Origin of the sequence: Pseudomonas sp. 313 (assembly GCF_000316965.1) — a bacterium.
GTDB classification, from domain to species: Bacteria; Pseudomonadota; Gammaproteobacteria; order Pseudomonadales; family Pseudomonadaceae; genus Chryseomonas; species Chryseomonas benzopyrenica.
Genome location: NZ_ANBZ01000077.1, coordinates 54,653 through 75,926, shown reverse-complemented (window position 1 = coordinate 75,926; position 21,274 = coordinate 54,653). Strand labels below are relative to the sequence as shown.

Annotated in this window: 21 protein-coding genes; 14 read left to right on the top strand and 7 right to left on the bottom strand. The window is 66.5% G+C overall.

Annotated elements, in window-relative coordinates:
• Positions 1-3 precede the first annotated feature (3 nt).
• Positions 4-480 carry a DUF4124 domain-containing protein gene (locus tag C722_RS0118040; protein ID WP_017641858.1) on the bottom strand — a complete coding sequence of 159 codons (477 nt, stop codon included), beginning with the start codon at positions 478-480 and terminating at the stop codon, positions 4-6.
• Between the two features lie 177 nt (positions 481-657).
• On the opposite strand from C722_RS0118040, the gene lpxO reads away from it, so the two are divergent.
• The 4 genes from lpxO to C722_RS0118020 all read left to right on the top strand — a co-directional run bounded on the left by lpxO (position 658) and on the right by C722_RS0118020 (position 6,782).
• Positions 658-1,557 (top strand): lipid A hydroxylase LpxO, encoded by a 900-nt coding sequence (lpxO, locus tag C722_RS0118035; RefSeq protein WP_017641857.1) that lies wholly within the window; start codon positions 658-660, stop codon positions 1,555-1,557.
• A gap of 122 nt (positions 1,558-1,679) precedes the next feature.
• Positions 1,680-2,294 carry a translesion DNA synthesis-associated protein ImuA gene (gene imuA / locus C722_RS0118030; RefSeq protein WP_017641856.1) on the top strand — a complete coding sequence of 205 codons (615 nt, stop codon included), beginning with the start codon at positions 1,680-1,682 and terminating at the stop codon, positions 2,292-2,294.
• 7 nt (positions 2,295-2,301) lie between these two features.
• A complete protein-coding gene (locus C722_RS0118025; protein WP_017641855.1) occupies positions 2,302-3,711 on the top strand; it encodes a DNA polymerase Y family protein in 1,410 nt (469 codons plus the stop codon).
• Complete coding sequence (locus tag C722_RS0118020) at positions 3,708-6,782, top strand: error-prone DNA polymerase (RefSeq protein ID WP_017641854.1); 3,075 nt, start codon at positions 3,708-3,710, stop codon at positions 6,780-6,782. Before C722_RS0118025 ends, C722_RS0118020 begins: the two co-directional genes overlap by 4 nt.
• A 105-nt stretch (positions 6,783-6,887) precedes the next feature.
• Here C722_RS0118020 and C722_RS0118015 read toward each other — a convergent pair whose 3' ends face one another.
• The 3 genes from C722_RS0118015 to C722_RS0118005 form a co-directional block, all read right to left on the bottom strand.
• The gene (locus C722_RS0118015; protein WP_007159052.1) at positions 6,888-7,160 is read right to left on the bottom strand and encodes an HU family DNA-binding protein; all 273 of its coding nucleotides are present in this window, start codon (positions 7,158-7,160) and stop codon (positions 6,888-6,890) included.
• A 398-nt stretch (positions 7,161-7,558) separates the two neighbouring features.
• Entirely contained in the window at positions 7,559-7,930 is a 372-nt protein-coding gene (locus tag C722_RS0118010) for a YkgJ family cysteine cluster protein (protein WP_017641853.1), read from the bottom strand.
• A 106-nt stretch (positions 7,931-8,036) separates the two neighbouring features.
• Positions 8,037-8,945 (bottom strand): LysR family transcriptional regulator, encoded by a 909-nt coding sequence (locus C722_RS0118005; protein WP_017641852.1) that lies wholly within the window; start codon positions 8,943-8,945, stop codon positions 8,037-8,039.
• 101 nt (positions 8,946-9,046) lie between these two features.
• Here C722_RS0118005 and C722_RS0118000 point away from each other — a divergent pair, with 101 nt between their 5' ends.
• The gene (locus C722_RS0118000) at positions 9,047-9,445 is read left to right on the top strand and encodes a DoxX family protein (RefSeq protein ID WP_017641851.1); all 399 of its coding nucleotides are present in this window, start codon (positions 9,047-9,049) and stop codon (positions 9,443-9,445) included.
• Positions 9,446-9,471: 26 nt separating this feature from the next.
• Positions 9,472-10,248, top strand: a complete 777-nt coding sequence (locus tag C722_RS0117995) for a dioxygenase (RefSeq protein WP_017641850.1) — start codon at positions 9,472-9,474, stop codon at positions 10,246-10,248.
• Positions 10,249-10,318: 70 nt separating this feature from the next.
• Here C722_RS0117995 and C722_RS0117990 read toward each other — a convergent pair whose 3' ends face one another.
• The gene (locus tag C722_RS0117990) at positions 10,319-10,912 is read right to left on the bottom strand and encodes a Yip1 family protein (protein ID WP_017641849.1); all 594 of its coding nucleotides are present in this window, start codon (positions 10,910-10,912) and stop codon (positions 10,319-10,321) included.
• Between the two features lie 291 nt (positions 10,913-11,203).
• Here C722_RS0117990 and hpxO point away from each other — a divergent pair, with 291 nt between their 5' ends.
• The 3 genes from hpxO (at position 11,204) to C722_RS0117975 (ending at position 14,279) form a co-directional block, all read left to right on the top strand.
• Positions 11,204-12,361, top strand: coding sequence for an FAD-dependent urate hydroxylase HpxO (hpxO, locus tag C722_RS0117985; protein WP_017641848.1), 1,158 nt, complete (start codon positions 11,204-11,206; stop codon positions 12,359-12,361).
• 75 nt (positions 12,362-12,436) lie between these two features.
• Positions 12,437-13,450 (top strand): ABC transporter substrate-binding protein, encoded by a 1,014-nt coding sequence (locus C722_RS0117980; protein ID WP_017641847.1) that lies wholly within the window; start codon positions 12,437-12,439, stop codon positions 13,448-13,450.
• A gap of 46 nt (positions 13,451-13,496) precedes the next feature.
• Positions 13,497-14,279 (top strand): phosphate/phosphite/phosphonate ABC transporter substrate-binding protein, encoded by a 783-nt coding sequence (locus tag C722_RS0117975; protein ID WP_017641846.1) that lies wholly within the window; start codon positions 13,497-13,499, stop codon positions 14,277-14,279.
• A 547-nt stretch (positions 14,280-14,826) separates the two neighbouring features.
• Here the strand turns inward: C722_RS0117975 and C722_RS0117970 are convergent.
• The gene (locus tag C722_RS0117970; RefSeq protein ID WP_017641845.1) at positions 14,827-15,663 is read right to left on the bottom strand and encodes an MBL fold metallo-hydrolase; all 837 of its coding nucleotides are present in this window, start codon (positions 15,661-15,663) and stop codon (positions 14,827-14,829) included.
• Between the two features lie 285 nt (positions 15,664-15,948).
• Here C722_RS0117970 and C722_RS0117965 point away from each other — a divergent pair, with 285 nt between their 5' ends.
• The 5 genes from C722_RS0117965 (at position 15,949) to C722_RS0117945 (ending at position 19,794) form a co-directional block, all read left to right on the top strand.
• Positions 15,949-16,908 (top strand): ABC transporter substrate-binding protein, encoded by a 960-nt coding sequence (locus C722_RS0117965; RefSeq protein WP_017641844.1) that lies wholly within the window; start codon positions 15,949-15,951, stop codon positions 16,906-16,908.
• A gap of 1 nt (position 16,909) precedes the next feature.
• Positions 16,910-17,761, top strand: coding sequence for a proline/glycine betaine ABC transporter permease (locus C722_RS0117960; protein WP_017641843.1), 852 nt, complete (start codon positions 16,910-16,912; stop codon positions 17,759-17,761).
• Entirely contained in the window at positions 17,758-18,573 is an 816-nt protein-coding gene (locus C722_RS25125) for a glycine betaine/L-proline ABC transporter ATP-binding protein (RefSeq protein ID WP_017641842.1), read from the top strand. The genes C722_RS0117960 and C722_RS25125 overlap by 4 nt, the downstream gene beginning before the upstream one ends.
• A 113-nt stretch (positions 18,574-18,686) precedes the next feature.
• Positions 18,687-19,439, top strand: coding sequence for a TerC family protein (locus C722_RS0117950; RefSeq protein ID WP_017641841.1), 753 nt, complete (start codon positions 18,687-18,689; stop codon positions 19,437-19,439).
• Between the two features lie 130 nt (positions 19,440-19,569).
• Entirely contained in the window at positions 19,570-19,794 is a 225-nt protein-coding gene (locus tag C722_RS0117945) for a hypothetical protein (protein WP_017641840.1), read from the top strand.
• Positions 19,795-19,850: 56 nt separating this feature from the next.
• Here the strand turns inward: C722_RS0117945 and C722_RS0117940 are convergent, their stop codons facing one another.
• Positions 19,851-21,272 carry a short-chain fatty acid transporter gene (locus C722_RS0117940; RefSeq protein ID WP_017641839.1) on the bottom strand — a complete coding sequence of 474 codons (1,422 nt, stop codon included), beginning with the start codon at positions 21,270-21,272 and terminating at the stop codon, positions 19,851-19,853.
• Positions 21,273-21,274 lie beyond the last annotated feature (2 nt).

Below are 21,274 nucleotides of genomic sequence, written 5' to 3'. Positions count from 1 at the left end.
CTTTCAGCGTTTGAAAGGGATACCGTAAATCTGCTGAGTAGGCGGAGCCGGCGGCTGCGCCTGGGGGTGGGGCACCATGTGCCAGGTCTCGTCACGCGGCCGGCGGTCGATGTAGATCGGCACCGGCTGATAGAGGATGCCGCCGCTGCGCACCTGGGTTTCCTGGCGAAAGCTGGAAGAGGAGGAAGAGCTGCCGACCACGGTGACGTCATCGACCGGGCGCTGACGGCTGCTGGCCGGCGCGGGGACTACGGTGATCTCGCGCGGCGCAGTGGCTGGCGGTGGCGTGGCGGGTTTTGGCGGGGGAGTGAAGCCGTTGCTGTCGGGCAAACGCTGCAGCGGAATGGTAGTGATCTGACTATTCGTCGGACAAGCGCCCTGGGTATAGGTCGTCTGGCCCTGGTCGTCCACGCATTTGTAGACATCCTGAGCGGCCACGACGCCACTGGCGAGCAGCAGGCCATAGAGTAGCGAACGCATGATGAGGCCCTCCGGGCGCTCGAAGTGTCACCTGCAGGATACAAGATGCCCGTCATGGCTCCCAGCGGCGGTGCACGTCTCCGTGCAAGCCTGCGGCTAATCGTCAGACCTTAGAGTTAGGTCTGATGCCGGTGGAGCGTATAACATCTTGAAACATTCTTTTCAGGACAGTGACGCGTGAAGTGGTTCGTGATCGGCGGTTTCTTTCTCTGTGTGTTGTACGTGCATTTTCGCGGTCGGGTGCGTCATCGCTTCCTGCGTCAGCTAGGTGATCATTCGACGGTGTTGGCACCGCTGAACACCTTCATGTTCCTGACGTCGCGGGTACCCAACCAGCCCTATCACCCGGTGGAACGCTTTCCCGAGCTCCAGGTGCTGCAGGACAACTGGCAGCTCATTCGTGACGAAGCCCTGGCCCTGCTGCGTGCCGGCCAGATCAAGAAAGCCGCCGAGCACAACGATGCCGGCTTCAACTCCTTCTTCAAGAGCGGCTGGAAGCGCTTCTATCTGAAGTGGTACGGCGACAGCCATCCTTCCGCCATGCAGCTGTGCCCGCAGACCACCGGATTGCTGCGGGGCATCGGCACGGTCAAGGCGGCCATGTTCGCCGAGTTGCCGCCCGGGTCGCGGTTGGTGCGCCATCGCGATCCCTATGGCGGCTCCCTGCGCTATCACCTGGGCCTGGCCACGCCCAACGACCCACGCTGCTTCATCGAGGTGGACGGCCAGCGCTATCACTGGCGCGATGGCCAGGCAGTGGTGTTCGATGAAACCTTCATCCACTACGCCGAGAACACCACCGAGCAGGATCGCATCATCCTGTTCTGCGACATCGAGCGACCGCTGCGCTATCGCTGGGCCGGTGCCTTCAACCGCTGGATAAGCGGTACCCTGCTGGCCTCGGCGGCCTCGCCCAATGACGCCAGCGACCGCACCGGTGGCCTCAACCGTGCCTTCCGGCATCTCTATCGCATCCGTCAACGCGGCAAGGCGCTGAAGAAGCGCAACCGCTTCCGCTACTATCTCGAACAGTGGCTGTTGCTGGCTGCCTTGATCGGCGTGGTGATCTGGATCTGACCGATCCCCTCATCGACGCGGACACCGGTTCGACTTGACCCCGATGCGGATCGCCTCTAATACTGTATGCATATACAGATTGAGGCGATGGCCATGGATAACACCCCTGCAGGTCTGGCGGCATGAGCGGCGGCGCCAGCCTGGCCCGGCTGTTCGAGGAGCGGCGTCTCTGGAAGGGGCAGACCAGTCCCGACGCCCGGCGCAGCGACCAGCCCACCGGGGTCGCCGCCCTGGATGCCCATCTGCCCGGCGCCGGCTGGCCCGAGGCGGCGCTGACCGAATTGCTGCTCGCCGGCCCCGGCCATGGCGAGTTGCGGCTGCTCTGGCCAACCCTGGCGCGCCTGAGCCAAGCCGCCGAACGCATCGCCCTGATCGGCCCGCCGCTGTTGCCCTATCCCCTGGCCTGGCAGGCGGCCGGCGTAGTGCTGGATTCCCTGGTGGTGATCCGCGCCCAGGGCGCCGAGGTGCTCTGGGCCGCCGAGCAGTGCCTGCGTTCGGGATGCTTCGGCGCGGTGCTCTGCTGGCCCGAGCGCGCCGATGATCGCCAGCTGCGCCGGCTGCAGGTCGCCGCCGAGAGCGGTCGCACCCTGGCCTTCGCCCTGCGCCCGGCCGCCGCCTTGGACAATCCCTCGCCGGCGGCCTTGCGCCTGGAACTCAGGGCGCCGCTGGAACGGCTACATATCCGCAAATGCCGGGGCGGTCAGCCCGGCGTGCTCGATCTGGCCGGCGGCGCTTGAGCTGGCCATGCGCTGGGCCTGCATCCTCTTTCCGCAGCTGGCGCTGGATGCCGTGCTGCGCCGCCATCCGCAGCCGGAGCAGCCGCTGGTGCTGCTTTCCGGTCCGCCCCAGCGTCGCCTGCTGCGGGCGGTCAATCCGGCCGCGCGAGCCCTGGGACTGCGCCCTGGCCTGACCCTGGCCGCCGCCCAGGCGCTGACCCGTGACTTCGAGCAGCAGGAACATGATCCGGCGCTCATCGAGACGGCCGAGGCGCTGTTGGCGGCCTGGGGCTATGGCTTCAGCTCCCAGGTCAGTCGCCACTATCCGCGGGCGCTGCTGCTGGAGATCCAGTCCAGCCTGCCGCTGCTGGGTCCCTGGCCGCGGCTGGAGCGGCGCCTGCGTCAGGAGCTCCAGGGCCTGGGCTTTCGTCATCGGCTGGCCCTGGCACCCAATCCGGTGGCGGCGCGCATGCTGACCAATGTCGCCGATGGTCTCATCGCCTCTCCGGATGACCTGCCGCGCCTGCTCGATCGGCTGCCCGTGGAGCGCGCCGGTTTCGCCCCCCAGCAAGCCCAGGCGCTGACGCGCATGGGTATCCGCCGGTTGGAGCAGCTCAAGGCCCTGCCCAGGGCCGCCCTGGCCCGGCGTTTCGCGCCGGAGCTTCTGCAGCAGCTGGATCTGCTGGGCGGCAGTCGCAGTCTGGCGCTGAAGTTCTATCGGCCGCCCGATCGCTTCGTGGCGCGGGTGGAACTCAATTTCGAGGTGGACTCCCACCAGGCCCTGCTGTTTCCACTGCGCCGCCTCACCGCCGACCTGGCCGCCTGGCTGGCCAGTCGTGACCGTGGCGTGCAGCGCTTCCTGCTCTGGCTGGAACATCGCCAGGGGCCGGCCACCACCCTCACCATCGGCCTGCTGGCCCCCGAGCGCGATGCCGCCCTGCTGTTCGAATTCGCCCGTGGCCGCCTCGAACAGTTGCAGGTGGTGGCGCCGGTTCTGGCGCTGCGCCTGGAAAGCGAGGAATTGCCGCTCTTCGTGCCGGAACGCCATGGCCTGTTCGACGAACGCCCGGCCCAGGCCGTGGGCTGGGAGGTGCTGCGCGAGCGTCTGCGTGCCCGGCTGGGCGAGGAGGCCGTGCTCGGCCTCGGCATTCAGGCGGATCATCGGCCCGAGCGCGCCCTGGTCTGGCGCCACGAGCGACGCCTGGAGACTGTGCTGCCCGGCCTGCGTCCGGGCTGGCTGCTGCGCGAACCGCGCCCCCTCGACGGTCAGCCACGCCGGATCCTGGCCGGTCCTGAACGCATCGAAAGCGGCTGGTGGGACGGCGGCGACCAACGCCGCGACTACTACCGCATCGAGGTGGCCGACGGACGCCAAGCCTGGGCCTTCCGCCGCTATGGCGAGGAGGCGCCCTGGTGGATCCAGGGCTGGTTCGCATGAGCGGCTATGTCGAGTTGCACTGTCTGTCGAATTTCAGTTTCCAGCGCGGTGCCTCCAGCGCCCTGGAATTGTTCGAGCGAGCCAAGGCGCTGGGCTACGCCGCCCTGGCCATCACCGACGAAGGCACCCTGAGCGGCATCGTCCGCGCCTGGCAGGCGGCGCGGCAGGTCGGACTGCCGCTCATCGTTGGCAGCGAGCTGACCTTGGACGACGGCCTGCGCCTGGTGCTGCTGGTGGAGGATCTGCCGGGCTACGAGTCTCTTTGCGCCCTGATCACCCGGGCGCGCCGCCGTGCGCCCAAGGGCCGCTACCAGTTGGGTCGCGCGGATTTGCAGCACCCCTTGCCCGGGCTGCTGGCCATCTGGTTGCCGGGCGGCGAACCCCTGGCCGAGGAGGGCGCCTGGCTCAAGCAGGTCTTCGCCGAACGCCTCTGGCTAGGCGTGGAATTGCTGCGCGGCGCCGATGACGCCGCCCAGCTCATGCAGTTGCAGGCACTGGGGGAGCAACTGGGGCTGCCGCCGGTGGCCTGCGGCGACGTGCACATGCATACCCGCGGTCGTCGTGCCCTGCAGGATGTGCTCACCAGCATCCGCCACCACCTGCCAGTGGCCGAGGCCGGCTATCGCCTGCATCCCAACGGGGAGCGGCATCTGCGCCCGCTGACGGTGCTCGAAGGGCTTTATCCCGATGCCTTGCGCGCCGAAACCCTGAAGATCGCCGCCCGCTGTCGCTTCGATCTGGGCGAGTTGCGTTATCGCTATCCCCAGGAGGTGATACCCGCCGGCCAGACCGCCGGCTCCTGGTTGGCCGAGTTGACCCGCCGCGGCCTGGCCTGGCGCTGGCCGGAGGGACCGCCGCAAAAGGTCACCGACCAGGTAGCCAGGGAGCTGGCGCTGATCGCCGAGAAGGGCTACGAGAACTACTTTCTCACCGTGCACGACATCGTCGACCATGCCCGCCGCCAGCACATCCTCTGCCAGGGCCGCGGTTCGGCAGCCAACTCGGTGGTCTGCTACGTGCTGGGCATCACCGAGCTGAATCCGCTCACCGGCAACCTGCTGTTCGAGCGCTTCATCTCCCGCGAGCGCGACGAACCGCCCGACATCGATGTCGACTTCGAGCACGAGCGTCGCGAAGAGGTGATCCAGTACGTCTTCCGCCGCTATGGCCGCGAACGGGCCGCGCTCACCGCGGTGGTCAGCACCTACCATGCCGCCGGCGCCCTGCGCGATGTCGGCAAGGCCCTGGGCCTGCCGGGCGATCAGCTCGACGCCCTGTCCGGGTGCGCCGGGCGCTGGACCGACGAGATCCCCGGCCCCGCACGTCTGCGCGAAGCCGGTTTCGATCCCGACAGCCCGCTGCTGCAGCGGGTGCTCATCCTCGCCGGTCAACTGATCGGTTTTCCCCGGCATCTCTCCCAGCATCCCGGCGGCTTCGTCATCTCCGAGGCGCCCCTGGCTACGCTGGTGCCGGTGGAGAATGCCGCCATGCCCGAGCGCACCCTGATCCAGTGGGACAAGGACGACCTCGATGCCGTGGGCCTGCTCAAGGTCGACATCCTCGCCCTGGGCATGCTCAGCGCCCTGCGCCGCTGCTTCGACCTGGTCGCTGACTGGCGTGGCCAGCGCTGGACCCTGGCCAGCCTGCCCCAGGAGGATGCGCCCACCTACGCCATGATCTCCCGCGCCGACACGGTGGGGGTGTTCCAGATCGAATCCCGCGCCCAGATGGCCATGCTGCCGCGCCTCCGGCCGCAAACCCTCTACGACCTGGTGATCGAGGTGGCCATCGTCCGGCCCGGGCCGATCCAGGGCGACATGGTGCATCCCTATCTGCGCCGCCGGAGTGGCGAGGAAGTGGCGGACTATCCCCATGACGAATTGCGGCCAGCCCTGGAGCGCACCCTAGGAGTGCCGCTGTTCCAGGAGCAGGTGATGCAGATCGCCATGACCGCTGCCCAGTACACCCCGGGCGAAGCCGATCAGCTGCGCCGCTCCATGGCCGCCTGGAAGCGTCATGGCGGCCTCGAACCTCATCGTCAGCGGTTGCACAGTCGCATGGTCGAGCGCGGCTATCGCCCGGAATTCGCCGCGCGCCTCTTCGAGCAGATCAAGGGCTTCGGCAGCTACGGCTTTCCCGAATCCCATGCCGCCAGCTTCGCCCTGCTGACCTATGCCAGCTCCTGGCTCAAATGCCATGAACCGGCCGCCTTCGCCTGTGCCCTGGTCAACAGCTGGCCCATGGGCTTCTACAGTCCCGACCAGGTGCTGCAGGACGCTCGACGCCATGGCGTCGAGGTGCGCGCCGTGACCGTGCAGGCCAGCGACTGGGACTGCCGGCTGGAGGCGAGCGCTGGCCATCAGCCGGCGATCCGCCTGGGCCTGCGCCTGGTGCAGGGGTTGGCGGAAGCGGTCGGCCGCCGCCTGGTGGTGGCGCGGGGTACGCAGCCCTTTCGCGACATCGAGGACCTCTGCCGCCGGGCCGAACTGGATGCCCGGGCCCGCGGGCAACTGGCCGAGGCCGGCGCCCTGGCCGAGCTCGCCGGTGATCGCCATCAGGCGCGCTGGGCCATGGCCGGGGTGGAGCGCCAGCTGCCGCTGTTCGCGGCGGCGGATAGCGTTCAAGAGGAGCGCCTGGCCTTGCCCGCGCCCAGCGTTGCCGAAGAGGTCCATGCCGACTACCGCATGCTGGGCACCACCCTGGGGCCGCATCCGCTGAGCCTGCTGCGTGGCGAACTCCAGGCGCGGCGCTGCCGGGACTTCCGTCAGCTGGACGAAATCAGGCCCGGCGCCCTGGTGCGAGTGGCCGGACTGGTGCGCGGACGACAGCGTCCAGGCACGGCCAGCGGGGTGATCTTCGTCACCCTGGAAGACGAGCACGGCATGCTCAATGTGGTGGTCTGGCGCGCAGTGGGCGAACAGCAGCGACGACCGTTGTTGCAGGCACGGCTGCTACAGGTCGAGGGGCATCTGGAACGGGAGGCGGGGGTGCAGCACCTGATCGCCGGTCGCTTGACCGATCTAAGTCCGCTGCTCGACGAACTCTTGGTGTCGAGTCGGGATTTTCACTAGGGCGCGGAGGCGAAAAGCAGGGAGGGGGAGTGAGCGGGTGGGGCGGAGGACTGTCTTCCGAAGCGCTCTGCAGCGCCCGGAAGACAAGAATCGACCAACGCAGTCTTAGCTGACGGCGTCTTTCAGGCCTTTGCCGGGCTTGAAGCCGGGCAGCTTGGCAGCGGCGATCTTGATGGTGGCACCGGTCTGCGGGTTGCGGCCTTCGCGAGCAGCGCGCTCTTTTACTGCGAAAGTTCCGAAACCGACCAGGCTGACGCTGTCGCCTTGCTTCAGGGCGTCGGTCACCGCAGTGGTGAAGGCGTCCAGGGCTTTGGCAGCGGTGGCCTTGGGCAGGTCGGCAGACGCGGCAATGGCGTCGATCAGCTCAGCTTTATTCATGTAAAAACTCCATGTGTGAGTATTGGCCAGGCAGTATAGCGGCAGCTTTGCCTTGCGTAGAGCCTTTGTAAGCCTCTACGTGGCCGGTTGAAGCAGCCTTGTTGTTCGGCGCTACAGGATACGCATAGCGGGCGAAAGAACGATAGGGTATTCGATCTAGCAGGGACGTGAAAACCTGATCCGCACTGCATTTTCCACGCTTCACAGCCCAGCCGTCGCCTTTTTGGGCAGCGGCGATGGCCGTTTGGTTTCCTCTAGGCGCTGAACGAAAAGTCGCCGAGCGATGGTGAGGCGAGGCGAAAAACCTTGAGGAAGCGGAGTTTACAAATGGTAAATGAGCATTCCGAAAGGTTCTTTCAACGAAGCATCACTGAGCGCAGGCAGTTTTCGTACAGCGCCTAAGCTACGCGGTCGGGCGAGATATGGGGTTGCAACGGCGGCGTCAGCGGCGGCAGGCCATAGGCGGCGCGGGCGGCATCGCAGTGGGGATTGGCTTCGCCGTTCTCCCAGGCGGCGGTGAACTCGCGGCAGGTGCTGGAACGGTTCTCGTAAACGGTGCAGCGCGTGCCGCAGCCCACCTCGCCCAGCAGGGCCACGCAGCGTACCGGCTTCTGCTCGGTGCCCTGCATGGCCGCCAGATGGGGGCTGACCGCGACGGTGAGGTAATCGGGCACCGGGCCGCCTGCCGACTGGCATTCGCCCCAATAGAAAGACACGCGAAAGTGGGCGCAGCAGGCGCCACAGCTGAGGCAAGGATTCTCGGTCGACATGAACGACAGCCATCGCAGAAACCGGCAGTGCCGGCGGGACAGGCAGGGATTCTAGGCAAGCCCCGTCAGGCTGCGAAGCCCCCGGCAATGACCGTTCGGCGGCGACCTACGGCAGTCTTTTCAAGTGCTCGGCTGTGACCAGATGTCGCTGCAGCCAGGCGATGAACAGTCGCACCTTGGCCGGCACCAGACGCCGATGGGGATAGAGCGCATGGATGGCGATGGCCTGGGTGTACCAGGGTGCGAACAGTCGTTGCAGGCGACCCGTCGCCAGGTCATCGCCCACCAGGAAGTCCGGTTGGCGAATGATCCCATGGCCGTCTAGCGCCGCCTGGTGCAGGACACTGCCATTGTTGGCGCGCAAGGGCCCACTGACCTTGACCTGCAGGCGCTCACCGTCACGCTGGAATTCCCAGAGATCGCCATCGCTGGCGTAGCTGTAGAGCAGGCAGCGGTGCTCGCGTAGTTCGGCCGGGTGCTCGGGACGACCGTGGCGCTGCAGATAGGCGGGCGCGGCGCAGATGAACAATTCCACCGCCCCCAGGGGCTGAGCCACCAGGCTGGAATCGCTGAGATCGCCGATGCGCACGGCCAGATCGAAGCCTTCCTCGACTAGGCGCACCTGACGATCGCTCAGCTCCAGATCGATGGCGACCTCGGGGTATTCGTGCAGGAAACTGCTCACCAGCGGTGCTAGGTGGCGCACGCCAAAGGTCAGGGGCGCACTGACCCTGAGGCGTCCCTGCGGGCGCTCGTGGCCTTCCTGCAGGCGCTGTTCGAGGGCCTCCAGATCGCCCAGCAGGGGCACCAGCCCTTCATGGAGGGTGCGTCCGGCCTCGGTCAGGCTCAGGGTGCGGGTGGTACGTTGTAGCAGCCGGGTGCCGTAGTGTCGCTCCAGGGCGGCAAGATGCTTGGTGAGCGCCGAGCGCGAAAGCTCCAGCCGTTCAGCCGCCGCGGTCAGGCTACCCAGTTCGACGATCTTGATGAAGGCCTGCAGGGCTCTCAGGGTATCCAAGGATTGTTTCCATAGCGTGCACAGTTCATTCCCAGAGTGCACCTTTATTCGCGCGTTGGAAACAGGACAATGGGTCATCTTTCCCCTGCTCGAGAATCAGCATGACCGATCGTACTTCGTCCTATGCCGCCCTATTGCTGCGCCTGGCCCTGGGCACCATGTTCCTGGCCCATGGCCTGACCAAGCTGCTGGTGTTCACCTTGCCAGGCACCGCGGGTTTCTTCGCTTCGGTGGGCTTTCCCGGCTGGCTGGCCTATCCGGTCACCTTCTTCGAGTTGGGCGCGGGCGTGCTCCTGATCCTGGGCGTCTGGGTGCGTCCAGTCGCGGCAGTGGCCGCCGTCCAACTGTTCGCCGCGGCGACAGTCCATTTCGGCAACGGCTGGTCCTTTTCCAATCCCGACGGCGGCTGGGAATATCCGGTCTTTCTCGCCGTGACCGCTGCCGCCCTGGCGCTGCTGGGCGCGGGTCAGCTTTCCTGGGATGCCCGCAAGCGCGCCTGAATCCATCCACTCGAGAGGTCGCCACCATGTCGCTTCCCACCCTGTTCGTTTCCCACGGGTCGCCCATGGAGGCGCTCGACGCCGGCGCGGCAGGGGCGGCCTGGCGCGCCCTGGGGCGGTCACTGCCGACCCCAGCCACCATCCTGGTGGTCTCGGCGCACTTCGATACCCGGATACCGGTATTCGGCAGCGCCAAGCGGCCGGCCACCATCCATGACTTCCATGGCTTTCCCGAAGCCCTCTACCGCCTGGATTATCCCGCGCCGGGTGCCCCGGCGCTGGCCGAGCAACTGGCTCAAGGTTTGCGAGACCAGGGCTGGGAGGCCGAGACGGAGGCGCAGGGACTGGATCATGGCGCCTGGGTACCGTTGCGCTATCTCTATCCCGACGCGCAAATCCCCGTGGTGCCGCTGTCGATGAGCGCCACCCGCGGGCCGGACTATCACTATGCCCTGGGCCAGGCGCTGGCCAGGGTGCTACCGGCGGATACCCTGCTGATCGGTTCAGGCAGCCTGACCCACAACCTCGGTCACTTCCGTCGTGGGGGCGCTGAGTCCCCGGGCTATGTGCGGGACTTCCAGCAGTGGATCCAACATCGCTTGCGCGAGCGAGATCTGGACGCCTTGCTCGACTACCGACGCCAGGCGCCCCAGGCCCGCCAGGCGCATCCTACCGACGAGCACCTGCTGCCCTTGTTCGTCGCCCTGGGCGCGGCGGACCCCGAAGGCACCCTCAGCGTCCATCATGACGGCATCGCCCATGGCATCCTGGCCATGGATCTCTACGGCTTTTCCCGCCGTTAGCCGCTTGCCAACAAAAAGCCCGGATCGGTGACCGATCCGGGCTTTTTGCCAACGGCAGAGCGACGTTCGATCAGCCGAACAGCTCCGGGCCGTAACCCCACATCAGCACCGTGGTGGCCATCAGCACCTCCAGCACCAGCACCCCGATGGCCAGGGTGGAGCCGGACATGATGAAGCCTTCCCGTTGATCGATATTGAGGAAGGAGGGGATGCCGGTATAGAGCAGGTAGGCCGAATAGGCCAGGCCGACGATGCCGGCGATGGCGCACAGCCACACCAGCGGATAGAAACCCACCAGGCCACTCAGCAACATGGGCGTGGCCACGTAGCCGGCGAACAGAATGCAACGATTGGCACTGGGCCGATCTGGATAGCGCCGCGCCAGCCAGTGGATCACATGCCCCATGGCCACCACCGCCGCCATGATCAGCGCATAGCTGATGACCGCCAGTACCACCGCAGTAGGTAGATCCAGCACATGGGCTTCACCGCCGCCGAAGCGCCAACCGAAGGTGGTGGTGCCCACCAGGGACGCGACGACGGGAATGGCCGCCAGCAAGGCGACATGATGGGCAAAGAAGTGCCCGACCGTTTCCCCTTCGCGACGAATCTGTTGCCACTCGCGATCGGGATGGGCCAGCAGGCCCCAGACATGATTGATCATGATCCTGCTCCTCACCCGCTGTGGTCGCCGCAAGCGGGCCTCTGTGGATGGCGAACGCTGGGTACAACGCAACTGGCGACTACCTTAGGAGTATAGAAGAGCTCTGGAATGCGTCATGCGAGCCGACGAAGGGCAGCCTGCCTGCAAACGAAGCGACCAATGGTCACAGGGCACCAGGCTGGTGCGTTTCTGAGCCTCTGCTGTCCGGCCAGCGCCCGGAAGGCAATACCTGACCACTTGGACAGGAAATTGCTTGCCCAAGGCATCTGTTACCGGTCAACGAGGTCCGTCATGCCATCTCTCGACATCATCATCGCCGGCGCCGGCATGGGCGGTCTCACCGCCGCCCTGGCGTTGCAGCAGGCCGGGCACCGGGTCCGTCTGTTCGAGCGGGCCCAGGATCTGGCCCCCATCGGCGCGGCCATCTCCATCTGGCCCAACGGCGTCAAGGTACTCGAACACCTGGGCCTCGGGTCCGCCATCGCCGCAGTCAGCGGTGACATGCAGACCATGAGCTACCGGGACCACGAGGGACGGTTGCTCACTCAGTTCAGCCTGCTGCCTCTTTATGCCGCCGTGGGCTGGCCAGCGCGCCCCATCGCCCGGGCCCACCTGCAGCGACTGCTGCTCGAAGCCGTGGGCGCCGAGCGGGTGACCCTGGGTGTCGGTTGCGAGGGCTTCGAGCAGGATGCAGCCGGGGTGACCGTGCTCCTTGGCGACGGGCGTCGCGAGCGGGCCGATCTGCTGATCGCCGCCGACGGTACCCACTCGCGCCTGCGGGAGCGGGTGGTGGGCCAGGCCGTCACCCGTGAGTACTGCGGCTACGTGAACTGGAACGGGCGGGTGAGGATCGCGTCGGATCTGGCCGAGGCCCACGACTGGGCGCAATTCGTCGGGGCGCACCAGCGTGTTTCCCTGATGCCCATGGGCGGTGATGAATTCTATTTTTTCTTCGACGTGCCCCTGCCCAAGGGCACGCTCAACGACCGCAGCCATTACCGCACGGAACTGGCCGAGCACTTCGCCGGCTGGGCACCGCCGGTGCAGCGCCTCATCGAACGGCTGGATCCCCAGGGTGTGGCTCGCGTGGAGATCCACGATACCCGGCCATTGCCGACCCTGGTGCAGGGCCGGGTGGCGCTCCTGGGTGATTCCGCCCATGCTATGGCCCCGGACCTGGGGCAGGGCGGTTGCCAGGCCATGGAGGATGCCTGGGTGCTGGCGCGCTGCCTGGACGCCGAGGCCGATCCGCTCGCGGCCCTGCAAGCCTACGAGAAGGCGCGACTGGAACGGGTCGCTGGCATCGTCGAGCGGGCGCGCAAGCGCTGCGAGATCACCCACGGCCACGAACCTCTGGCTACCCAGGCCTGGTACGCCGAGCTGGCCCGGGAAACCGGCGAGACGGTGATCGCCGGCCTGCGCAAGACCGCCGAGGGCGGTCCGCTGTGAAATAGCCCTGGCCCGCGGGGACGAATGGCAGTGCCGGGGGTCGAAAGGCCCACGTCCTCGTCGGAGAGTTAGCCCATGCGCCTGCGTCTCGCCCTGACCCTTGCCAGCCTTGCCATCACCCCGCTGGCCTTCGCCGCCGACGGCGGCTGTCCCTATCCGCAGACGGTGAAGTTCGCCGGTCCCAACTGGGAGAGCGGCATGTTCACCACCGAGGTGCTGCGCCTGCTGGTGGAGAAGGGCTATGGCTGCCAGACCGACAGCGTGCCAGGCAACACCGTGACCCTGGAAAACGCCCTGGCGCAAAACGACATCCAGGTCACCGGCGAGCAGTGGGCCGGGCGCAGTCCGGCCTGGCGCGCGGCGGAAAAGGCCGGCAAGGTCTTTGCCGTCGGCGAGACGGTCAAGGGCGCCACCGAGGGCTGGTGGGTTCCGGAATACCTGGTCAAGGGCGACCCCGCGCGCGGCATCCAGGCCAAGGCACCGGACCTGAAGAGCGTCGCCGACCTGCCGCGCTACAAGGAGCTGTTCCGCGATCCGGAAGAGCCCGGCAAGGGCCGTTTCCTCAACTGCCCGACCGGCTGGACCTGCGAGATCGTCAACAGCCAGAAGCTCAAGGCCTACCAGCTGACCGACAGCTACACCAACTTCCGCACCGGCACCGGCCCCGCGCTGGACGCGGCCATCGCCACCGCCATGCGCCGTGGCGAGCCGGTGCTCTTCTACTATTGGTCGCCGACCCCGCTGATGGGCCGCTACAAACTGGTCCAGCTGGAAGAGCCGCCGTTCAGCGAGAAGGCCTGGGATACCCTGTCGGATCCGAAGAACCCCAATCCGCTGCCGTCGCGCTCGCTGCCGGCCAAGATCACCATCGGCGTCTCCCGCGACCTGCACGACAAGGCGCCGGCCCTGGTGGCGCTGTTCGAGAAGGTCGAATTCCCCCTCGACCAGTTCAACGGCATCCTCGCCGGCATGGCCGAGAAACGCGAAGACGCCCAGGTCGTGGCCAAGCGTTTCCTCAAGGAGCATCCGGAGATCTGGACGACCTGGCTGCCGGCGGAAAACGCCGAGCGGGTAAAGGCGGCGCTCTAGGCGCAGTGATAGGGGATAATGGCGGTTTTCCGTGCTGGAGCCGCCCATGACCGTTGCCGCCCTTACCATGTACGTCGAGCCTGCCGAGGTGCGCGATGCCTATCGCCAGCTGGCCGAGGCCGTGGCGCTGCGCCTAGGCGAGACGCTCGACCCCGCGCCCGAGGAGCTGTCGGCGCTCTGGACGCATTCCGGCCTGCTGCTGGCCCAGACCTGCGGCTATCCCTGGGCGACCCGCCTGCGTGGCCAGGTGCGGCTGGTCGCGGCGCCGCGTTATCGCTTCGAGGGTTGCCAGGCAGCCGAGCACTGCGCCTTCATCCTGGTGCCCGACGCCCTGGATGTGGCCAGCCTGGCCGATCTGCGCGGCAAGCGAGTGGCGCTCAATGGCCTGGATTCCAACAGCGGCATGAATCTCCTGCGCCTCGCCGTGGCGCCCCTGGCCGAGCGTGGCCGCTTCTTTGGCGAGGTGATCGTCAGCGAGAGCCACGCCAATAGCCTGGCGCTGTTGCAGCAAGGCCATGCCGATGTGGCCGCGGTGGATGCCGTGACCTATGGCTATCTGCAGCGCGCCCAACCCGAGCGGGTCGCCGGTCTGCGCCTCTTGCAACGCACCCGCCCGAGTCCGGCGCTGCCCTTCATCACCGCCGCCAGCCGGTCAGATGCAGAGGTTGAGGCTTTGCGTGGGGCGCTGAGTGACAGCCTGGCCGCCGATCCTGCGCTGGCCGAGCGCCTCGCCATCGAGGGCTTCACCGCAGTAGACGAGGCGACCTATCTGCCCCTGCTGGACTGGCGCCGCGAGGCGGTGGAGCAGGGCTATCCGGTGATTGCGTAGGTTGGCTTGAGACGGCTCCATCGTCGAAGCCCAACATCGAGGACTGATCCCGTTGGGCTTCGCTGCGCTTAGCCCAACCTACGGGACTGCAGTGGCGGATCGCGTCGTAGGTTGGGTTGAGACGGCTCCACTGTCGAAGCCCAACATTGAGGAGCTCGGCTTGGTCCTGTTGGGCTTCGCTGCGCTCAGCCCAACCTACGGGACCGCAGTGGCGGATCGCCTCGTAGGTTGGGTTGAGACGGCTCCATCGTCGAAGCCCAACATTGAGGAGCTCGGCTTGGTCCTGTTGGGCTTCGCTGCGCTTAGCCCAACCTACGGGACTGCAGTGGCGGATCGCCTCGTAGGTTGGGTTGAGACGGCTCCATCGTCGAAGCCCAACATTGAGGAGCTCGGCTTGGTCCTGTTGGGCTTCGCTGCGCTCAGCCCAACCTACGGGACCGCAGTGGCGGATCGCCTCGTAGGTTGGGTTGAGACGGCTCCACCGTCGAAGCCCAACACTGAGGAGTTCGGCCTAGGTCCTGTTGGGCTTCGCTGCGCTCAGCCCAACCTACGCCTGCTTACCCTCCTGCAACTGCCGAAACTCCACCAGGTCATGACTGCAGAACAGCGTCAGCCCCAGATCCTGGCGCAGGGAAAGTTCGCGCAGGCGCGCCTGGTTGTCCAGGCGGCTGGCGCGGTCGGCTTCCATCAAACGCTGGTAGAACCTCAGGCCCGGTGTGCAGTGGCGGTCGGGCTGGCGCATCTCGTCGCGATAGAAGTAGGCATCGCCCGCGTGCAGCAGCCAGCCGCCTTCATGCTGGATGGCGATGCCGGCATGGCCCGGGGTATGACCGGGCAGGGGGATCATCAGAATTTCCGGCGGCAGGCCTGGCAGGTCACGCACGCTGGCGAAGCCATTCCACTGCTCGCCTCGGGGTTCATGGAAATGCCAGTGGCGGATCCCTTCCCACTGCGCCGGGCTGTAGCGACGGCGGCCGATGAAGCCGTGGCGCTGGCGCTGGGCGTCCCATTCACGCTGGAGCACATGGACCTGGGCCTGGGGAAAGTCATCCAGGCCGCCGGCGTGATCGAAGTCCAGGTGGGTCAGCACGATATGGCGAACATCGCCCGGACGAAAACCCAGGCGGCGAATCTGCGCCAGGGCGCTGAGCTCGGGGTCGTACTGGATGCGATTCATCAGCCGGAAGAAGGGACTCAGCCGCCGGCCCCGCTCCCGCAGATCGGCTTCGCCAAAACCGGTATCCACCAGCACCAGACCGTCCCGGTCGGTTTCCACCAGCAGGCAATGACAGGCGAGGTGGGCGGCGAGTCCGCCGCTAAAACCGTCGTACAGCGCCCCGCCCAGGGGACACATGCAGCCGCAGTTGAGGTGATGGATACGCATGATCGGCTCCGCGAGGGTGACCTCCGGTAGAAGAGGCGAGCGCGGGCAAAGTTCGAGCGCAGCGGTCGTTCGCGTGGGTGTCACGGCCGGTGAGGAAGAGGTCGACGGTCCTGGATGGCTACGCTCGATCGACCGGAGCACGATGCCTGCTTCAGCGCTCGCGAACCCCGCGCAGGCAGTGCCAGGGCCTCTGGCTGAACCCTGAGCCGTCGGCGCTGACCAAGGTAGGATCGCCAGCGGAACGGCTCTGCCGCCCTGGCCCTCCCAGTGCAGACGGAGCCACCCATGCCCATAGCCTTTTCCCGCCGTTCCCTCCTGGCCGCCGGCCTTTCCCTTGGCCTACTCGCCGCCGGCACCGCTCAGGCCGACAGCTGGTGCGCCAGCCAGCCGGTGAAGTTCGCCGGGGTGAACTGGGAGAGTGGCATGCTGCTCACTGAGTTGATGGGTTTCGTTCTGCAGCACGGCTATGACTGCACCGTGGACAGCATTCCTGGCAACTCCATCACCCTGGAGCAGGCGCTGGGCAACAATGACATTCAGGTCTTCGCCGAGGAGTGGATCGGTCGCAGCGAGGCCTGGAACAAGGCCGCCGCGGCCGGCAAGGTGGTCGGCGTGGGCGCGCCCATCGAAGGCGCCACCGAAGGCTGGTATGTGCCGCGTTATCTGGTGGAAGGTGAGGGCGCCAAGGCCCCCGACTTGAAGAGCATCGCCGACCTGGGACAATATGCCGAGCTGTTCCGCGATCCGGAGGAGCCAGGCAAGGGCCGTTTCTACAACTGCCCGGCCGGTTGGACGTGCGAGTTGGAAAACACCCAGATGCTGCAGAGTTACGGCTTGAGCGACAAGTACACCAACTTTCGTCCCGGCACCGGACCGGCGTTGGATGCGGCCATCGTCTCGGCCACTCGGCGCAAGCAGCCGATCCTGACCTACTACTGGTCGCCGACGCCGCTGCTGGGGCGCGTGGACATGGTGCAACTCAAGCCGCGCGCCGGCGAAGAGAAGCGCATCCAGGTGCAGGCCGGTCTCTCCAAGCCTTTCCACGACGGTGCACCGGAACTGGTCGCCGTGTTGAGCCGCGTCAATGTGCCCATCGAGCTGCTCAACCGCACCCTGGCCGAACAGGCCGAAGCCAAGCAGGACGCCCCCACCGCGGCCAAGGCGCTGCTCAAGGCCCATCCCGAACTGTGGCAGGCCTGGGTGACCGACGCGGCGGCGCGCAGCAAGATCCAGGCGGCGCTCTAGGATGTTTCCCGAAGGTCTGACCTTTTCCTTCGCCGACGCCGTCAATCGCGGTGTCGACTGGCTGGTGACCCGCTACGGCGACGTATTCCGGACCATCTCCGACACCCTGCTGCAGGCCATCGTCTGGCTCGAAGGCCTGCTGCGCGGCACCCCCTGGTGGGCGCTGCTGCTGATCGTCGCGGCCCTGGCCGCCCATGCCACCCGCCGGGTGTTGCCGACCCTGCTGATCACCGGACTGCTGTTCCTGGTCGGCGCCCTGGGGCTGTGGGACAAGCTGATGCAGACCCTGGCCCTGGTGCTGGTGGCCACCGCCATCGCGGTGATCATCGGCATCCCCCTGGGCATTCTCTGCGCCCGCAGCGCTCGCCTGCGCCTGGTGCTGATGCCGCTGCTGGACATCATGCAGACCATGCCCAGCTTCGTGTACCTGATCCCGGTGCTGATGCTGTTCGGCCTGGGCAAGGTGCCGGCGATCTTCGCCACGGTGATCTACGCCGCGCCGCCCCTGATCCGCCTCACCGACCTGGGTATCCGCCAGGTCGATCGCGAGGTCATGGAGGCGGTCAACGCCTTTGGCGCCAATCGCTGGCAGCAGCTGTTCGGCGTGCAGTTGCCGCTGGCCTTGCCAAGCATCATGGCCGGCATCAACCAGACCACCATGATGGCGCTGTCCATGGTGGTGATCGCCTCCATGATCGGCGCTCGCGGCCTCGGTGAAGAGGTCCTGGTGGGCATCCAGACGTTGGACGTGGGCAAGGGCCTGCAGGCGGGACTGGCCATCGTCATCCTCGCCGTGGTCATCGACCGCATCACCCAGGCCTATGGCCGCCAGCGTCACGAGGTGGAGCGATGAAGATCGTCGTCGAACGGGTCTCCAAGATCTTCGGCAAACGCGAGCAGGCGGCCCTGGCCCTGCTCCGTGAGGGGCACGACAAGGCCGACATCCTCGCCCGCACGGGTTGCGTGGTGGGGGTGGACGATCTCTCCCTGGAGATCGCCGAAGGCGAGATCTTCGTCATCATGGGGCTCTCGGGTTCCGGCAAGTCGACCCTGGTGCGCCACTTCAACCGGCTGATCGATCCGAGCAGCGGGCGCATCCTCATCGATGGTCAGGACATCCTCCAGCTGCCCCTGCCGGCGTTGCGCGAGTTACGGCGCCAGCGCATCAGCATGGTGTTCCAGAGCTTCGGTCTCTTGCCCCATCGGCGGGTGCTGGACAACGTCGCCTATGGCCTCAAGGTGCGCGGCGAGCCCAAGGCGGTCTGCCGGGAGCGGGCGCTGCACTGGCTGGAGGTAGTCGGCCTGGCCGGTTACGAGCGCAAGTGGCCGCACCAGTTGTCCGGCGGCATGCGCCAGCGGGTCGGCCTGGCCCGCGCTCTGGCGGCGGACACCGAGATCATCCTGATGGACGAGGCTTTTTCCGCCCTCGATCCGCTGATCCGCGCCGAGATGCAGGAGCAGCTGCTGGAATTGCAACAGCGCCTGCACAAGACCATCGTCTTCATCACCCATGACCTCGACGAAGCGCTGCGCCTGGGCAATCGCATCGCCATCCTGCGCGACGGTCGGCTGGTACAGGTGGGCACCCCAGCGGACATCCTCGGCCAGCCGGCCGACGCCTACGTGGCGCGCTTCGTCCAGCGACGTACTGCTGCGATAGTTTGAAACAATTGCAGCAGAGGTCTTCACGAGCATTTCACACCGCCAAGGCTCTGATGGTGAGACCTACGGCCTGACCCCGCGTCAGGCCTTTCTCTTCCCACTGGAACCGCACCGCAATGGACTATCTGCTACAACTCGCTGCCGATCCGACCGTCTGGGCTGCCCTGGCTACCCTGATCGTGATGGAGGTGGTGCTGGGTATCGACAACCTGATCTTCATCTCCATCCTCACCAACAAGCTGCCCGCCCATCAACAGCAGAAGGGCCGCCGCATCGGTATCAGCCTGGCGTTGATCCTGCGCCTGGGCCTGCTCGGCACCGTGGCCTGGATCGTCCAGCTCACCGAGCCGATCATCGAGGTGTTCGGCAAGAGCTTTTCCTGGAAGGACCTGATCCTCATCGCCGGTGGCCTGTTCCTGTTGTGGAAGGCGACCAAGGAGATTCACCACAACGTCGATCCCGAGCCCGACAGCGCCCTGACCAAGGGCGCTGAGACGGCGACCCTGGCGTTCGGCTCGGCCATCGTGCAGATCCTCTTGCTGGATCTGGTGTTCTCGGTGGACAGCATCATCACCGCCGTGGGCATGACCGAACACCTGCCGGTGATGGTGATCGCGGTGGTGGTGGCAGTGACCGTCATGTTGCTGGCGGCCGATCCCCTGGCCAAATTCATCGACCGGAACCCCACCGTCGTGATGCTGGCGCTGGGCTTCCTGATCATGATCGGCATGACCCTGATCGCCGAGGGTTTTGGCGCCCATGTGCCCAAGGGCTATATCTATGCGGCCATGGCCTTCTCGGCGCTGATCGAGGGTCTGAACATGCTGTCGCGGCGGGCCAAGCGTCGCCAGCAGACGGCTGGCAAGTAAGGAAAAGACGTGCCGGAAGGCCTTGTTACATTCCGGCACGTCTATTGCTAACAATTAATTCAAGGATTAGGCACTATCGGTCTGGACCCTTGTCATAGCAGCGTCACACGTGAGGTTTACAACTGAAGTCATGAACATACAAGCCCAAGCCCAGAACGCCATGCATGCCCTCAGCGCCGCTTTCGCGCCGATGAGCTGCGTCATCGACGCCCCTAGCAAACGGGGTTTTTCCTTCATCGTCGTTAACGAACATGGCGTGGCCAAGCACACCCGCCGGATCTATCGTGACGAATACAGCAGCCCGAGCCGCCTGCAGGCCATCATCGACAGCACCCGCCTGGCCATCGCCGGCTGAGATTCAGCCGGCTTCCGCTTTACCCCTCCCGCTTTATCGTCTGCGCCCCACCCGAGCTACGGGTGTACCGGCGGCAGATACGCCAACGTTCCCCCCAACAGCCACAGCAGCACCAGCACCAGGGGTGCATGGACCAGCAGCTGCACGAAGGAAAAGCCGACCAGGTCGCGCGCCTTCAGCCCCAGCACGCCCAGCAGCGGCAGCATGTAGAAGGGATTGATCAGATTCGGCAGGGCCTCGGCGGCGTTGTAGATCTGCACGGCCCAGCCCAGGTGATACTGCAGGTCGTTGGCCACCTGCATCACATAGGGCGCCTCGATGATCCACTTGCCCCCACCCGAGGGGATGAAGAACCCCAGCAGCGCCGAATAGACGCCCATCAGCAGGGCGAAGGTGTCGTGGGTGGCAATCTGGGTGAAGAACGCTGCAATATGGTGCGCCAGGGTCTGGCCGTCGGCGCCGTTGACCTTGGTCAGGATGGCGGCGATGGAGCCGTACAGCGGAAACTGGATCAGCACCCCAGTGGTGGCCGGTACCGCGCGGGCCACGGCGTCGAGGAAGTGCCGGGGTCGCCAGTGCAGCAGGGCGCCTAGGGAGATGAACAGCAGGTTGTAGGTGTTCAGCCCGGAGATGGCCTCGATGGCCGGCTTGCTGGCGAATTCCTGCACCAGCCAACCCGCGGCCAGCAGCACCAGCAACACGATAAGGATCGGGCTGTATTCCAGCCATTCACCCGGACGGGTCGGCCTGGCGGCCGGCTTGGGCGCCGGGGTGACATCGACGCCACAGGCGCGGGCATCGCGCGCGCTGTCCGGCCCCGGGGCGGTGACATAGGCGATCACCGCCGAGACCACCAGCAACACCAGCAGCAGGACGCCGGACTGCCAGAGGAACAGCGTCTGGCTGAAGGGGATCACCCCGGTGATGGCCAGGATCGATGGGGGCAGGCTGGCCGGATTGGCCTGCAGTTGCGCCGCCGAGGACGACAGCCCCAGCGCCCAGACCGCCCCCAGGCCCAGGTAGGCCGCAGCGCCAGCGGCGCGATAGTCCATCTTGAGTTCTTCTCGCCGCGCCAGGGCGCGCACCAGCAGGCCGCCGAACACCAGGCTCAGACCCCAGTTGAGCAAGGAGGCGAGCATGGCCACCAGGGCCACCCAGCACACCGCGCCGCGTCCGGTGCGCGGCACCCGTGCGAGACGCTCGATCAGGCGCCCGGCCGGGCCGGAACTGGCGACCACATAGCCGCCGATGACCACGAAGGCCATCTGCATGGTGAAGGGGATCAGACTCCAGAAGCCGTCGCCGAAGGCCTTGGCGGTGGTGGCCGCCGGCGCCCCTATGCCCAGGGCTGCCAGGGCCACCACGGCCACGGCGAGCACCGCGAAGACCCAGGAGTCGGGAAACCAGCGTTCGGCCCAGTTGGAACAGGCCAGGGCGAACCGCGCGCTGCGCGAGTCGCGGGAGGGGGTTGAGCTCATGA